Below are 14,548 nucleotides of genomic sequence, written 5' to 3' on the forward strand. Positions count from 1 at the left end.
ATGACCCCGTTCCCCGGACACATCAGGATTTCTGCCCCATCATGCTGAAGCGCAAAGAGTTCATCGTCGGCGCAGCCGCCGGCCTGTTGATCGCGGCCGGAGCCACCGCCGGCGGCGCCCTCACCTGGCCGGGGGCGGACGCACAGTCCCGCGCCGATGTGGTGGATCCGCGGGGCGTGGTGCGGGCGTCGAACAACGTGGTGTTCTCGCCGCCGCCTGGCGCGCCCCTGTCGTTCGCCGACATCGTCGATACGGTCTCGCCGGCCGTGGTCTCCATCGATGTGGCGGGCCGCGCTCCGTCCCGGCAGCTGAACATCCCCGGCTTTGGCGTGGTCCCCGTGCCGCCCGGCGCCGGCGGCGAAGAAGGCGCTGACCCGAACGCCGAGCCGCAGCAGTACGGTTCGGGTTCGGGCTTCTTCATTTCGGCCGACGGCTATGTGGTCACCAACAACCACGTCATCGCAGGCGCCGAGGAGATCACCGTCCGGCTGAACGATGAACGCAGCTTCCCCGCGCGGGTGGTCGGACGCGACGAGGGCACCGACCTGGCGGTGCTGAAGGTCGACGGCCAGAACCTGCCGTTCGTCACCTTCGAGACGGACGCCCGTCCGCGCGTCGGCGACTGGGTCATCGCGGTGGGCAATCCGCTGGGCCTGGGCGGCACGGTGACGGCCGGGATCGTCTCGGCCTATGGCCGTCAGCTGCAGGAAAACTACGTCGACTACATCCAGATCGACGCCCCGATTAACCGGGGCAATTCGGGCGGGCCGACCTTCGACATCTACGGCCGCGTCATTGGCGTGAACTCGGCCATCTACAGCCCCAGCGGCTATTCGGTGGGCATCGGCTTCGCCATTCCGGCCGACGTCGCCAACCGGGTTACGCGCCAACTGATCGAGAACGGCCGCGTCGAGCGGGGCTATCTGGGCGTCACCGTGGGCGTGGTCACCGAGGACACGCAGCGGGCTCTGGGGCTGCCGAACACCGAAGGCGCGCTGGTGGTCGAGGTTACGCCGGGCGGCCCGGCCGACCGGGCGGGCGTTCAGGCCAGCGACGTGGTCGTTTCGCTGAACGGCGAGGCCATCGAGGACAGCGTCGAGCTGACGCGCCGCGTGGGCGACGCCCGGCCGGGCGACAATCTGCGACTGGAAGTGCTGCGCGGCGGTCGCCGCATGACCCTGAACGCGCGCTCTGCGTCTCGTCCGGAAGAATCGGTTCTGAACGGCGGTGATCAGGCGCAGCCGGGCCAAGGCCCGCGCGATGAGGCGCCGGCGACCCCGCAAGGCGCCTCCATCCTCGGCCTGCAGGTGGCGCCGCTGACGCCGCAGCTGCGCGAACAGTACGGCATCGACGCCGGCGCGCGCGGTCTCGTCGTGCTGGCGGTCGAAGCCAACTCTGACGCCGGCCGCAAGGGTTTCCGCCCCGGCATGGTCATCACCCGCGCCGACACGGTCGCGCTGGACAGCGTGGCGGCGTTCCGCGACGTGGTCGCCCGCGTGCGCCAGGCCGGCCGCCCAGGCGTGTTCCTGCTGGTCAACGTGGGTGGACGCCAGCGCCCGGTTGTGGTCGATCTGGACTGATCGCCGCGCAAAGGGGGCCAGGCATGCGGATTTTGATCGTCGAGGATGACGTGGAGGCGGCCGAAGCCATGTGCCGCGGGCTGGTGGCTTCGGGCCACCAGTGCGTGGTGGCGGCTGACGGCGCCTATGGCTTGAAGGAGGCGGGCGACAGCGACTTCGACGTCTATGTCGTGGACCGCATGATGCCGCGGCTGGACGGTCTGGCCATGGTGGAGACCCTGCGCCGCACGGGGGACCAGACCCCGGTGCTGTTCCTGTCGGCCCTGGGCGAGGTGGACGACCGCGTGGCGGGCCTGAAGGCCGGCGGCGACGACTATCTCGTCAAGCCGTACGCGCTGTCCGAGCTGGTGGCGCGGGTCGAGGCCCTGGCGCGGCGGCGCGAGACGGGTTCGGTTCAGACCGTGCTGAAGGTCGGCGACCTGGAGATGGACCTGATCGCCCGATCGGTCCACCGGGCCGGGCAGGAGATCGACCTGCAGCCACGCGAGTTCCAGCTGCTTGAGTTTCTGATGCGTCACGCGGGCCAGTCGGTGACGCGGACCATGCTGCTGGAGAAGGTGTGGGAGTACCACTTCGACCCCCAGACCAACGTCATCGACGTGCACATCAGCCGCCTGCGCTCCAAGATCGACAAGGGCTTCGACCGGGCCATGCTGCAGACCGTGCGCGGGGCCGGCTACCGGCTCGAAGCCTGACGGCGGCCGTGCCGGCCATGGCGGGGGCGAGGAGCTAGGGCATGCGCATCGCCTCGCTGTTCCGTCGCACGCCCTTCCGCCTGACCGTGCTGTTCCTGGCGCTGTTCACAACGGCGGCGGCGTCCGTCCTGACCTATGTCTATCTGGCCTCGGCGCATGAGGCCCGCGTGCAGGCGGAACAGGCCGTGGACGCCAAGCTTCAGGCGCTGAGGGCCATCTACGCCTCGCGCGGCGTGGCGGGGCTGAACCAGGCGCTGATCGAGCGGGCGACCGGCGGCGACGACGGGCTGTTCCTGCTGAGGTCGGCCAGCGGCGAGCGGGTCACCGGCAACCTGGAGGCCAGCCCCATCGAGGGGCTGCCGGACGGGGAGGCCTCGACCAGCTTTACCCTGACCGAGGCCAACGACGCCGGGCGCCTGGTCAAGATCACGGCCTGGGGCCGGGAGGTGCGACTGTCAGGGGGCGAGCGCCTGTTCGTCGGCGAGGACATGGCGTCCGGCCAGGCTTTCCTCGCCCGGTTGTCCGAGGGCCTGTGGGGCGCGGCGGCGCTGGTGTTCCTGCTGGGACTTTCCGGCGGCCTGATCCTGAGCCGCCAGGTCGAGCGCGGCATGGCCGCCCTGAACACCGCCGTCGAGGCGGTGCGGGCCGGCGATCTGAACGCGCGCATCCCGCTTCGGAAGTCGGGCGACGAGCTGGACGAGCTGGCGCAGGGCCTGAACCTGATGCTGGATCGCCTGCAGCAGAGCATGGCCAATCTGCGCCATGTGGGCGACGCCATCGCCCACGACCTGCGCACCCCGCTGACCCGCCTGCGAGCCCGGCTGGAATCCGCCCTCATCGAGGTCGAGGCTGGGCGCGGCGATCCGGTCCAGGCGCTGAGCACGGCCCTTTCCGAGACCGACAGCCTGCTCAAGACGTTCAACACAGTGCTTGCCATCGCCCGCCTGCAGGCCGCGCGCGAGACGCCGGACAAGACCGTGTTCGACGCCGCGGAACTGGCCGCCGACATGGCCGAACTGTACGAGCCCGCCGCCGAGGACAAGGGCCTGGAGTTCGCCGCCGAGGTGGAGAAGGGCCTGATGATCCAGGGCGACCGCGCCTTCCTGGCCCAGGCCCTGGCCAATATCCTGGACAACGCCATCAAATATACGCCGGCGGGCGGCGCCGTGATGCTGCGGGCGCGCCGCCGCTCGACCGGCGAGGTGGAATTCTCGGCCACAGACACCGGACCCGGCGTGCCGCGTGACGAGCGGGCGCGCGTTCTGCAGCGTTTCGTTCGCCTGGAGAACAGCCGTTCGGAGCCAGGGTCCGGGCTGGGGCTTTCCCTGGTGCAGGCGGTGGCCGAGGCGCACGGCGGCACGATCCGACTGGATGAGGGACCAGGCGCCTTCGGCGGCTATGGACCCGGTCTGCGGGTGGCGATCCTGCTGCCGCCGGCATGAGGGCGCTGGCCGAACGGCTGAGCCCCTGCGGGCCCGTCGTCGATGCCGGACGGGCGGCGCGCACGCTTGAGCTCCTTCAAGGGGTTGCGGACGCGAGCGGCTGGGTCGAGGCGCTGGAGGCGGGCTGGCCAGCCTTGTCGCCGATCTTCGCCGCGTCACCCTATCTGCGCCGAATGGTGGAGCGGCGGCCCGAACTGCTGGGTGAGACGCTGATCGCTGAGCCTCAGGCGAGGCTGGACGCCCTGCTGGCTGCGGCGGCGAACGCGTCGCTGGACCAGGAAGGCGCCGAAGGCCTGTTGCGGCGGGGCAAGGCGGGTCTGCATCTGCTGACGGCCCTTTGCGATCTGGGTGGAGTCTGGAGCCTCGATCAGGTGACCGGCGCTCTGACGGCCTACGCCGATGCGGCCTGTCAGACGGCGATGGCGGTGATCGCGGCCGAAGCGATCGCCAGGGGCAAGCTGAAGCCGCCGGACGATCCAACCGTTCCGATCCCGGGGCTGTTCGGTCTGGCCATGGGCAAGATGGGCGCCGGCGAGCTCAACTACTCCAGCGACATCGACGTCTCGATCTTCTTTGACCCCGAGACACTGGGCGCGGCGCTGAACGACCCGCTGGACGCCCAGCCCTTCGCCAATCGCGTGGCGCACCGGCTGGCCGGGCTGCTGACCGAACGCACCGAGGCGGGCTATGTCTTCCGCGTCGATCTGCGTCTGCGCCCGGACCCGGCTTCGACGCCGCCGGCCGTGGCCGTGCCCGCGGCGCTGACCTATTACGAATCCGTGGGCCAGAACTGGGAGCGCGCCGCCTTCATCAAGGCGCGGCCCGCGTGCGGCGACCTGGCGGCGGGCGCGGCGTTCCTGGAGGAACTGTCCGGGTTCATCTGGCGGCGCAGTCTGGACTTCGAGGCCATCGCAGACATCCATTCCATCAAACGTCAGATCCATGTGCACAAGGCCTTGGCGGACGCGCCGGTGGCGGGCGCGAACCTCAAGCTGGGCCACGGCGGCATCCGCGAGATCGAGTTCTACGTCCAGACGCTGCAGCTGATCCTGGGGGGACGGGACCCGGGACTGCGCAGCCCACGCACGATCGACGCGCTGAAGGCCCTGACCGATGCGGGGCACGTGAAGGCCGATGACGCGGCGTTGCTGAGCGAGGCCTATGGGCGCCTGCGCGGCTGGGAGCACCGGGTCCAGATGCTGGAGGACGAGCAAACCCATCGGCTGCCCGAGGAGGCCGGGACGCGCCGGGCCGTGGCGGCCCTCTCAGGCGAGGCGGAGCTCGACCGGTTCGACGCCGAGGTCCAGAAGACCATGGCGGCCGTCAACGCCGCCTATGGCCGCCTGTTCGCCGAGGATGAACCGCTGTCCGCCGAGGCGGGAAGCCTGGTCTTCACCGGCGTCGAAGACGACCCCGAGACGCTGTTGACCCTCGCCCGCATGGGCTTCGCCCGCCCGGAACTGGCGTCGCAGACCGTGCGCGGCTGGCACCACGGCCGCATTCCCGCGACCCGGACGGCCAGGGGGCGCGCCCTGTTCACGCGCCTTGGGCCGCGTCTGCTGCAGGCCTGCGCCGCGACCGAAGCGGCTGACGCGGCCTTCACGCGATTTTCCGCCTTCTTCTCCGGCCTGACCGCCGGGGTGCAGGTGCAGTCCTTGCTGTTGGCGCAGCCACGCCTTCTGGAGCTGATCGTCCAGGCCTGCGCCTTCGCGCCAAATCTGGCGACGACCCTGGCGAGGCGGCCTGCCGCGCTGCACGCGCTTCTGGACGCCGCCTTCTTCGCCCCCATCAGGGATGACAGCGGGGTGGTGGCCGAGATTCAGCGCGAAGCCCGTGAGGCCCCGGACTTTGAGGTCGCCATGGATGCGGTGCGGCGCATCCACCGCGAGCAGATGTTTCGCATCGGCGTGCATCTGGTGACCGGGGCCGCGACGCCGCGCGATGCAGCCGAGGCCTATTCGGATCTGGCCGACGCCGTTCTTCGCGCCATGGCGCCGGCCGCCCTGGCCGAGGCCGAGCGGCTGGGCGGCGCGTTCGAGGGCGAAGCGGCGGTGATTGCGCTGGGCAAGTGCGGCTCGCGCGAGATGACGGCCGCCTCGGATCTCGACCTCATCGTGGTCTACGAGGCCTCTCCGGAGACGGTCTCGGCCACGCGCGGCTGGGACGCGGGGGTCTTCTATGTGCGCTTCACCCAGAGGCTGATCGCCGGCCTGTCGGCCCACACGGCCGAGGGCGCGCTCTACCCGGTGGACATGCGGCTGCGTCCTTCGGGACAGAAGGGGCCGGTGGCGGTCAGCCTGAACGCCTGGGTCGACTATTACGCCGCCGAGGCGGATGTCTGGGAGTTCCTGGCCCTGTCCAGGGGGCGGGTGGCCTGGGCCACCTCGCGCGGCTTTGAAGCCCGCGCCGCTTCGGCTCTGGCCCAGGCGCTGTCCCACGCGAGACGGCACAAGTCCCTGGCCCAGGACGTGCGGACCATGCGTGAGCTCATGGAGGCCCAGGACAGGCCCCGGGGTTTCTGGGACCTGAAGCGCGCGCCCGGAGGCCTGGTGGATGCGGAGTTCGCCGCCCAGTTCCTTCGCCTGACGAGCGGCGCGGCATCAGGGGCGCCAGGGGTGGGCGACATGCTGCGGGCGGCCGGCGCGGTTGACGGCGGCGACGAGCCGGTCAGCCGCCTCTTGTCGGCCTGGCGGCTGCAGCGCGATCTGGACCAGCTGATCAAGGCCTCGCTGGGTGAGGCGGGCGATCCTGTGGCGGAGCCGCCCGGCTTTCGTCAGCTGCTGGCGCGACAGACAGCGCACCCTGACTTCGACAGCCTCGAGGCGGAGCTGAGACGGCTGCGGCCGCTCGCCCGGGACGCCCTGTGGGAAATTCTCGGCTGACCGCGACGGAGTCGCGGCGCATCTCCGTTGAAGCCATGTCGGGCGGCGCGACGCGCGCGGCCCTCTTGTGGAGATCACAGCATGAAAGCCACCTTCCTTCTTCTTGCCGCCGCGCTCTCCGCCTTGGCCGGCGCAGCCGCCGCTCAGCATCATCAGGGCCACGGCGGCGGTCAGGCCCGCTGGGCCGAAGCCGATGCGAACAGCGACGGCCGCATCAGCCGCGACGAGTTCGTCGAGGCCCGCCTGACGCGAATGACGGCCATGGACACCGACCGGAACGGCGTCGTCACGCGCGAGGAGATGCAGGCGGCGATGGCCCAGCGCCGGGCCCAGACTGCGGAACGGCGCTTTGATCGCCTCGACGCGAACGACGACGGGGCCGTTTCTCGTGACGAGTTCCAGGCCCAGCGGGCCCACGGCGCGCCCCGCCCCCGAGCCGGCCACCGGCGCCGCGGTGGTGGTCATCACCCCGAGCAGGTCACGCTGGACCAGGTCCGCGCCAACGCCGGCGCCATGTTCGCGCGCATGGACGTGGACAACGACGGCTTCCTGACCGAGGCTGATCGCGCCGCCATCCGGGCGGTCCACGGCGAGGGTGGTGAGGCGGCCGGCACGGCTGAGCACTAAGCGTGAACCCATGGCCGCGGTTCTGATCCAATCATGCGGGGCCGCGGCCCCCGCCCGGCGTGAAGGATGGGGCTTGAGTCCAGGCCGCGATCCCGATGAGGACCTGGTCCGCCGCGCGGGCCGGGGCGACCCCGCCGCCGTCCAAGCGCTGGTGGCGCGCAAGCTGCCGCGCGTCCTGAACCTGGCCGGTCGCATGCTGGGCGATCCGGCTGAGGCCGAGGATGTGGCCCAGGAGGCTCTGCTGCGCGCCTGGAAACAGGCGCCCGGCTGGAAGAGCGGCAAGGCCCGCTTCGACACCTGGCTGCACCGGGTGACCTTGAACCTGTGCTATGATCGCTTGAGGCGGCGCGAGATCACGGGCGTCCAGCTGCCGGACCGCGCCGACCCCGCGCCCGGCGCCCATGAGGAGATGCAGGCGCGCCAGCTCGGCGTCCGGGTCCAGGCGGCGCTGGCGGCGTTGCCGGAACGGCAGCGCTCCGCCCTGGCCCTGTGCCATTTCCAGGAGATCGGAGCGATGGAGGCGGCGGATATTATGGGCGTCAGCATTGAGGCGCTGGAAAGTCTGCTGGCGCGCGGCCGGCGCCGCCTGCGAGAACTGCTGCTGGAGACCGCGCGCGAGGAGGGTCTGGCATGAGTAAGCCCATGACGTTGGAGAGGTTCGCCGCCCTGGCCGAGGCCTTCGGTGGGAGGGTTTCTCAGTGGCCCCATGCTGAGCGCGCAGACGCTGAATGCCTTATGGCGGCTGATCCCAAGGTCGCCGAACGCCTGCTGTTCGAGGCCCGGCAACTGGACGCGGCCCTCATGGAAGCCCCGACCTTCCCCGTGCCGAATGCGCTGCGTGAGGCGGTGATCGCCGCCGCGCCCAAGGCCGGCGCCCGCGCCGGAGGGGCGGCGTGGTGGGTGTTCGGCGCGGGATGGGCGACGGCCGCTGTCGCCGGCGTCGCCCTGGGCCTGGCCGGCGCCGCGCAGCTGACCAATGACATGAAGGTGGCGGCGGCGTGGAGCGAGTACGGCCCCGCCTACGAGATCCCGGAGCTGACCGGATGAGTTCACGGACCCTGAAGATCGTGATCGCCGTGTCGGTGGGCCTGAACCTGTTTCTGCTGGGGGTCCTGGCGGCGGGGGCCGTGATGGGCCTGCGTCTGGCGCGGGAGCCGGCAGGGCCCCCGCGGCGTCCGGCGGCGGTCATGGAAATTCTGAGCACGCTTCCCGAGGCGGATCAGGAGCGAGTGCGCGAGGCCTTTCATGGAGCGCTGCTTCGCGCCCGGCCCCAGTTCGTGGAGGCGCGCCGCGCCCACCGCCGCGCCGTCGAGGCCGCCCAGGCCGAGCCTTACGACAGGGCCGCCGTCCTGACGGAGCTGGCCACGGCGCACAGGCACGAGATGGCCGCGCGGGAGGGCATTGAGCAGGACATGACCCAGGTGCTGGGCGAGCTCTCGCCGGAGGGCCGGCGGGTTATTGCGCCGGTTCTGCTGCGCGATCCGCGCCGGAACCATCGCCCTCATATGATGCGGCGCCACGGGTCGGACGATCAGGCGGCCTCGTCCTGATCCTCAGCCTGCACCCGGCGCAGGGGGATCGAGACCGTGACGGTGGTGCCGTGGCCCGGCTCGCTTTCCAGAACCAGCGTTCCGCCGTGCATCTGCACCAGCGACTTGCTGAGTGCGAGGCCGAGGCCTGAGCCCTGCGTTGTCTTGGAGTGCTGGCCCTCGACCTGCTCGAAGGGCTGGGCCAGGCGTTCCAGGTCTTCGGCGGCGATGCCGATGCCCGTGTCGCTGACCGCCAGCCGCAGCCAGTCGCGCGAAGCGGTGGCCTTGATCCGGACTTCGCCGCCCTTCGGGGTGAACTTCACGGCGTTGGACAACAGGTTCAGCAGCACCTGTTTCACGGCGCGGTAATCGGCCTCGACCTCCAGCCCCGACTCCACGTCCGACGTCAGGATCAGGCCCGCACGTTCGGCCCGGTCGCGCAGCAGGCGCAGGGCGTCCTCGCAGGCCTCGGCCACATCCAGCGTCTCGTAGTGCAGGGTCATCTTGCCCGCCTCGATCTTGGCCATGTCGAGGATGTCGTTGATGAGCGCCAGCAGGTGCTGGCCCGAGTTGAGGATGTCGCCCGCGTATTCGACATAGCGGGGGTGCCCCAGCGGTCCGAACATCTGGTTGGCCATGATCTCGGAGAAGCCGTTGATGGCGTTCAGCGGCGTGCGCAGCTCGTGGCTCATATTGGCCAGGAACTCGCTCTTGGCGCGGTTGGCGGCCTCGGCGCGGGTCTTGGCCACCTCGTACTTGCGGGCCAGGCTGGACAGGTCGTCCTGGCTGATCTCCAGGCGGCGGACCATGCGCTGCAGCTCTTCCTCGTTGCGGCGGCGCGCCGCCTCCTGCAGCTTGATGGCGGTGATGTCGGCGGCCGTGACGACCGAGCCGCCCTCGGCCGTGCGCCGCTCTGAGACCAGCAGCCAGCGCCCCTCGTGCAGCTCGGCTTCACGCACCCCGGCCCGGCCGTCGGTGGCCGGAGCCTCGGACTTCACGGCTAGGCGCGAGATTTTCTGCACGGTCTCGCGCGGCAGACCGGGGCGCAGCACGCCGGTCTCGAAACCGAAGGCGTCCTGGAAGGCCATGTTCCACATCAGCAACCGGCCGTGCCGGTCGAACAGGACGAAGCCTTCCGAGACGCTCTCGATGGCGTCGCGCAGGCGGCCTTCGGCCCGCTGCGCCTTGGCCTGGGCGAAGCGCTCGCTAGTCACGTCCAGCGTGACGCCGATCAGATAGGTGAAGACGCCGTCCCTGCGCTCGCCCAAGGCCCGCCCGCGCGCCTGGATAAAGCGCAGCTGTCCGCCCGGCCCAGCGACGCGAAAGACGGTGTCGAACTCGCCATAGGCCGCCGCGTGCCTCAGGGCGTGGGTGAGCGCCTCACGCTCGCGGTCGGCCAGCCGTCCCAGCAGGTCGTCGCCCTTGACCTGTCCAGCCTTGGACCAGCCCAGCGTCGTGGCCAGCAATTCGGAGATCTGCACCTGGTCGCTTTCGAGATCCCACTCAAGCACGCCGCAGCCCGCCGCCTCGACGGCAAGCCGGAACCTCTGCTCGGTCGCCGCCCAGGCCCTGGACGTGCGCGCCGTCCGGCGTCCTAGCAGGATCAGCAGGCCGGTCATCATCGCACCCAGCAGCACGGGCGAGGCGGCCAGCCACAGATCGATGTCGCGGATGAGCGTGGCGAAGGGCGTCGAGACGGCTGAACTGCCGGCGCTCAGAATCAGACCGTCGGGGCCTGCCCGGGCCACGAGCCTTGCGGGAGCGCCATCGGGCCCGGCGATCCGCTGGACCTCTGGAGCCGGCTCGGGCGGCGAGGCCAGCCGCCGGCCGACCTGCGCCGAGTCGGACGCCGCCAGCACGACGCCCTGGTTAGTGAGGAGGCTCCAGCTATCCAGTCCCGCCAGCGGGCCGGCGACGTCCACCACCAGCGCCAATCGCGCCTGACCATCCAGCGGGCCCACCACCATGACGGCGCCGCCGGGCGTGGCCTTGTAGCCCCTCTCGGCGTCCGGAACGGTTGCCGCGATCCGCCAAGCCTCAGGGTTCTGGCCGCCTCGCCGCGCCAGCACGCGCCCGTCCGCGGCGATGACCGCCAAGGCGGCGGGCGCTTCGGGAAGGGCGTCGGCGGCGCCTTCCAGGGTGTCGAGCGGGCGCGCGGCGTTGACCTCGGCGGTCCCAGCGACGGCCCAGGCGGCGCCCAGACGCGACTGCAGCTGCGCCGCGGCGAGGGCTGTGCGGCTCTCGGCCATGCGTGCGGCGTCGGTCTGAGCCTGGTGTGGGGCCTGGCTGAGGGTGCGGACCGCGAGACCCGTAACGATGGCCAGCAGCAGCGCCGCGGTAAGCACGCCAATGCGCAGCAGCGGAGGCAGTCCCACACCGGCTTTCGCCGATGCATCGCCGTCCGTCGCCCGCCTGCCCGGATTACGGCTCCGCCGCTCCTGGCCCCGCACCGCCGCTCCTTTCGAATCTATGGCGCAAGGGTAGGCTGCGTCGCAGATTCGTGTCGAGCGAAGCGGTGATCAGGCGGCAGGATCACCCAGGGCCTTGGCGGCCAACTCCTGGACGTTCTTGGACAGGTTGGGCGTCGCCAACACCTGTTCCAGCGCGCGCCGCATGGGTTCGGCCAGCCGCGGCGTCATGCGCCGCCATTGGCCCAGCGGCTCCACCAGCCGCGCCGCGACCATGGGATTAAGCGGATCAAGCGCCGCGATCTGCCGGGCCAGGAAGGCGTAGCCTTCGCCGCTGGGGTGGTGGAAGGCGGGCGAGCCGCTCTGGCTGAAGGTTCCCACCAACGCCCGGACGCGGTTCGGATTGCGCAGGTCGAATGCCGGACTGGCCGCCAGCGCCTCGATGCGCGCCAGGTTTTCGGGCCGCAGATCCAGCGCCTGCATGGTGAACCACTTGTCCAGCACCAGCGGCTCGTCCTTCCAGCGATCATGGAAGTCGGCCAGGGCCGCCTCCGCCGCCTGGCCGCCGATGACGATCAGGGCCGCAAGACCGCCCAGCGCCGTGGTCATGTCCTCGGCCGCCGCGAAGTGGGCCTGGGCGCGGGCCACATCGGCCTCGCCGCCTCGCCACGCCAGCAGATCAAGCGCCGCGTTGCGAAGCGCCCGGCGGCCGGCCTGGGCCGCGTCGGGGGAAAAGCGGAGCGTCGGCGCCAGACTGTCATGCAGCGCCTCAAGCCGCTCGCCGAGCACGTCGGTCATGGCCCGGATCAGGGCTGCGCGGGCGTCGGCCAGGGCCGACGGGTCGGCGGGCGTTTGGGCCTGGATCAGCGTCGGCAGGCCGGGCGGCGCCAGCAGCAGAGCCTTGAAGGCGTCTTCGGCGTTCGCGTCCTCCAGCGCCCGCCCGACGGCCTCGGCGTAGCGGCGCTCGCCCACCTCGTCCGGCTTGCCCTCGGCGCGGCCGACGATCAGCCGCTTGGCCAGGCTCTGCGCCGCATCCCAGCGGTTGTAGAGGTCCGGATCTCCGGCGAGGCGCGCATAGGCGTTGTCCGCCGGCTCTTCGATCATCAGGTCCACCGGCGCCGACAGCCCACGAAGGGCTGAGATCACCGGCGTCTCGGCCACCGCCTCCAGAGTGACCGAGGTCCGCTCTTCAGCCAGGACGACGAGGGCTTCATCCGTGCCTTCGCCCTGGAAGCGGAACGTCTGCGGCTGACCGCTCTGGCTCAGAAGACCAAGCCGAACCGGGATCGGCGGTTGGCGCCAGTCGGACCCGGCGACGGCAGGCGGCTCGACCGCGAAGTCGAGCGTCAGCGTCCGCGCCGCGGCGTCATAGCTGGAGCTCAGGCGCACAGCGGGCCTGCCGGCCTGCTCATACCAGCGCAACTCAGCGGCCATGTCGCGCCCGGCCGCCTCGGCGAAGCAGGCGACGAACTGCTCCACCGTCACCGCCTCGCCGTCATGGCGGTCAAAGTAGAGGTCCATGGCGCGGCGGAAGCTCTGGCCGCCCACCAGCGTCTTGAGCACGCCCACGATCTCGGCGCCCTTCTCGTAGACGGTCGCTGTGTAGAAGTTGTCGATCTTCACATAGCTGGACGGCCGAGGCGGATGCGCCAGCGGGCCCGAATCCTCCGGAAACTGGCGGGCCTTCAGCGCCTTGACGGCCTTGATGCGCTCGACCCCGGCGCCGCGCATGTCAGCCGAGAAGCCTCGGTCGCGGAAGACGGTCAGCCCCTCCTTCACGCAGAGCTGGAACCAGTCGCGGCAGGTGATCCGGTTGCCCGTCCAGTTGTGGAAGTACTCGTGGGCGACCACGGCCTCGATCCGCTCGTAGTCCAGGTCCGTGGCGGTGCGCGGATCGGCCAGCAGGAGCGAGCTGTTGAAGATGTTCAGCCCCTTGTTCTCCATGGCGCCGAAGTTGAAGTCGCGCACGGCCACGATCATGAACAGGTCGAGGTCGTACTCGCGGCCATAGGCCTCCTCGTCCCAGCGCATGGAGCGCTTCAGCGCGTCCATCGCGTAGGTCGCCCGGTCCGCCTGGCCGGGATCGACGTAGATGCACAGGGCGACCTCGCGCCCGCTCATGGTGGTGAAGCTGTCGGCCAGCTCATCCAGCTCGCCGGCAACCAGGGCGAACAGATAACTGGGCTTGGGGAAGGGGTCCGACCAGACGGCGAAGTGGCGCCCGCCCGGCAGATCGCCAGCATCCTCCAGATTGCCGTTCGAAAGCAGGCGCGGATAGCGCGCCTTGTCCGCCGTCATGCGCACACGATAGCGGGCCAGCACGTCCGGGCGGTCCGGGAACCAGGTGATCCGGCGGAAGCCCTCGGCCTCGCACTGGGTGCAGAAGCGTCCGCCCGACATGTACAGCCCCGCCAGGGCCGTGTTGCCCTCCGGGTCGATCTCCACCTCGGTCTGGAGCGTGAAGGCGTCCGGTACCTGGGGGATCGTCAGACTCTCGGACGTGAGGGTGTATTCGTCCGGCGCCAGCGCCCGCCCGTCGACGGAGACGCTGATGGGCGTCAGTCGATCGCCGTCCAGCACCAGGGGCTCGGCGTGATCGCCGTTGCGGCGCACGGCCAGCCGGGCCTTCACCCGCGTCGTGCGCGGCTCGAGCGCGAAATCCAGTTCGACCGTGTCGATCAGGAAGGCCGGCGGGCGATAATCCTCCAGGCGGATCGGCTCGGGCGAAGGGGGAGGCGTTTCGGTGCGCATGGGTCGGAACTAGGCCCTCGCGCCCCTCGGGAAAAGAGGCAGAAGCGGCTCAATCCGACGGTCAGGCGACTTCCGCCTGCGCGTCCTCAGCCTCCGCCGGCGGGGCCAGCACGTTGTCCACCTGCTCCAGCACGGTGCGGGCCGCCTTGGCCAGGCGGCGCATTTCCGGTGGGGCGTCGTCCGGCGCCTCGTCCACGGCCTGGATCATCTCCAACGCCAGGGCGCGCAGCCTGGGCGCGGCGGTGATCAGTCGGGCCTGATACTCGACCCGGTCGGGATCGCGGTCGTACTCGGCCCCGGGGGTGCGCCAGCCGCCCCAGTCCTTGGCGTCCGTCACCACCACGGGATAGGTGCCCGGGAAGGGGTGATGGGGGCAGTCCTCGGCCGCCTGCCACTTGTTGCGGGCTCGCAAAAGGCGCCATTCGTCCCCCAGGGCGTCCTTGGCGACCTCGTCAGCCTCGGGCGTCATCAACTCCGCCGCCAGGAACTCGCGTCCCAGGCCCACGTCATAGGTGACGCGCACCGGCTCGCTGAAGCCCTTGGCCCAGACGGGATTGACGGCTTCGATGTGAGCCCAGGCGCCCACGCACTCGACCCAGACCTTCTGGCCTTTCTGGAACTGCGCGCGCGCCAT

At 70.7% G+C, this 14,548-nt stretch carries 11 protein-coding genes; 8 read left to right on the forward strand and 3 right to left on the reverse strand.

Annotated features, from left to right (window positions below; genetic code table 11):
* The first annotated feature begins 41 nt into the window (after positions 1-41).
* The 8 genes from Q0812_RS01660 (at position 42) to Q0812_RS01695 (ending at position 8,776) form a co-directional block, all read left to right on the forward strand.
* Entirely contained in the window at positions 42-1,580 is a 1,539-nt protein-coding gene (locus Q0812_RS01660; RefSeq protein WP_302108556.1) for a Do family serine endopeptidase, read from the forward strand.
* A gap of 23 nt (positions 1,581-1,603) precedes the next feature.
* Positions 1,604-2,275 (forward strand): response regulator transcription factor, encoded by a 672-nt coding sequence (locus tag Q0812_RS01665; RefSeq protein WP_302108557.1) that lies wholly within the window; start codon positions 1,604-1,606, stop codon positions 2,273-2,275.
* A gap of 41 nt (positions 2,276-2,316) precedes the next feature.
* The gene (locus tag Q0812_RS01670; protein ID WP_302108558.1) at positions 2,317-3,717 is read left to right on the forward strand and encodes a sensor histidine kinase; all 1,401 of its coding nucleotides are present in this window, start codon (positions 2,317-2,319) and stop codon (positions 3,715-3,717) included.
* A complete protein-coding gene (locus Q0812_RS01675; protein WP_302108559.1) occupies positions 3,714-6,599 on the forward strand; it encodes a bifunctional [glutamine synthetase] adenylyltransferase/[glutamine synthetase]-adenylyl-L-tyrosine phosphorylase in 2,886 nt (961 codons plus the stop codon). Before Q0812_RS01670 ends, Q0812_RS01675 begins: the two co-directional genes overlap by 4 nt.
* Before the next feature lie 81 nt (positions 6,600-6,680).
* On the forward strand, positions 6,681-7,226 hold the full coding sequence (locus Q0812_RS01680) for an EF-hand domain-containing protein (RefSeq protein ID WP_302108560.1): 546 nt from the start codon (positions 6,681-6,683) through the stop codon (positions 7,224-7,226).
* A gap of 73 nt (positions 7,227-7,299) precedes the next feature.
* Entirely contained in the window at positions 7,300-7,860 is a 561-nt protein-coding gene (locus Q0812_RS01685) for an RNA polymerase sigma factor (RefSeq protein WP_302108561.1), read from the forward strand.
* On the forward strand, positions 7,857-8,273 hold the full coding sequence (locus tag Q0812_RS01690) for a hypothetical protein (protein WP_302108562.1): 417 nt from the start codon (positions 7,857-7,859) through the stop codon (positions 8,271-8,273). Before Q0812_RS01685 ends, Q0812_RS01690 begins: the two co-directional genes overlap by 4 nt.
* Positions 8,270-8,776, forward strand: a complete 507-nt coding sequence (locus tag Q0812_RS01695) for a periplasmic heavy metal sensor (RefSeq protein ID WP_302108563.1) — start codon at positions 8,270-8,272, stop codon at positions 8,774-8,776. Before Q0812_RS01690 ends, Q0812_RS01695 begins: the two co-directional genes overlap by 4 nt.
* On the opposite strand, the gene Q0812_RS01700 is transcribed toward Q0812_RS01695, so the two are convergent.
* The 3 genes from Q0812_RS01700 to Q0812_RS01710 form a co-directional block, all read right to left on the reverse strand.
* Positions 8,758-11,130 carry a PAS domain-containing sensor histidine kinase gene (locus Q0812_RS01700; RefSeq protein WP_302108564.1) on the reverse strand — a complete coding sequence of 791 codons (2,373 nt, stop codon included), beginning with the start codon at positions 11,128-11,130 and terminating at the stop codon, positions 8,758-8,760. The two genes, Q0812_RS01695 and Q0812_RS01700, sit on opposite strands and share 19 nt — an antisense overlap.
* Before the next feature lie 144 nt (positions 11,131-11,274).
* Positions 11,275-13,914, reverse strand: a complete 2,640-nt coding sequence (gene pepN, locus Q0812_RS01705) for an aminopeptidase N (RefSeq protein WP_302108565.1) — start codon at positions 13,912-13,914, stop codon at positions 11,275-11,277.
* Between the two features lie 61 nt (positions 13,915-13,975).
* Positions 13,976-14,548, reverse strand: a complete 573-nt coding sequence (locus Q0812_RS01710) for a hypothetical protein (RefSeq protein WP_302108566.1) — start codon at positions 14,546-14,548, stop codon at positions 13,976-13,978.

Source organism: Peiella sedimenti (assembly GCF_030504955.1).
In the GTDB taxonomy this organism is placed as follows: Bacteria; Pseudomonadota; Alphaproteobacteria; order Caulobacterales; family Caulobacteraceae; genus Brevundimonas; species Brevundimonas sedimenti.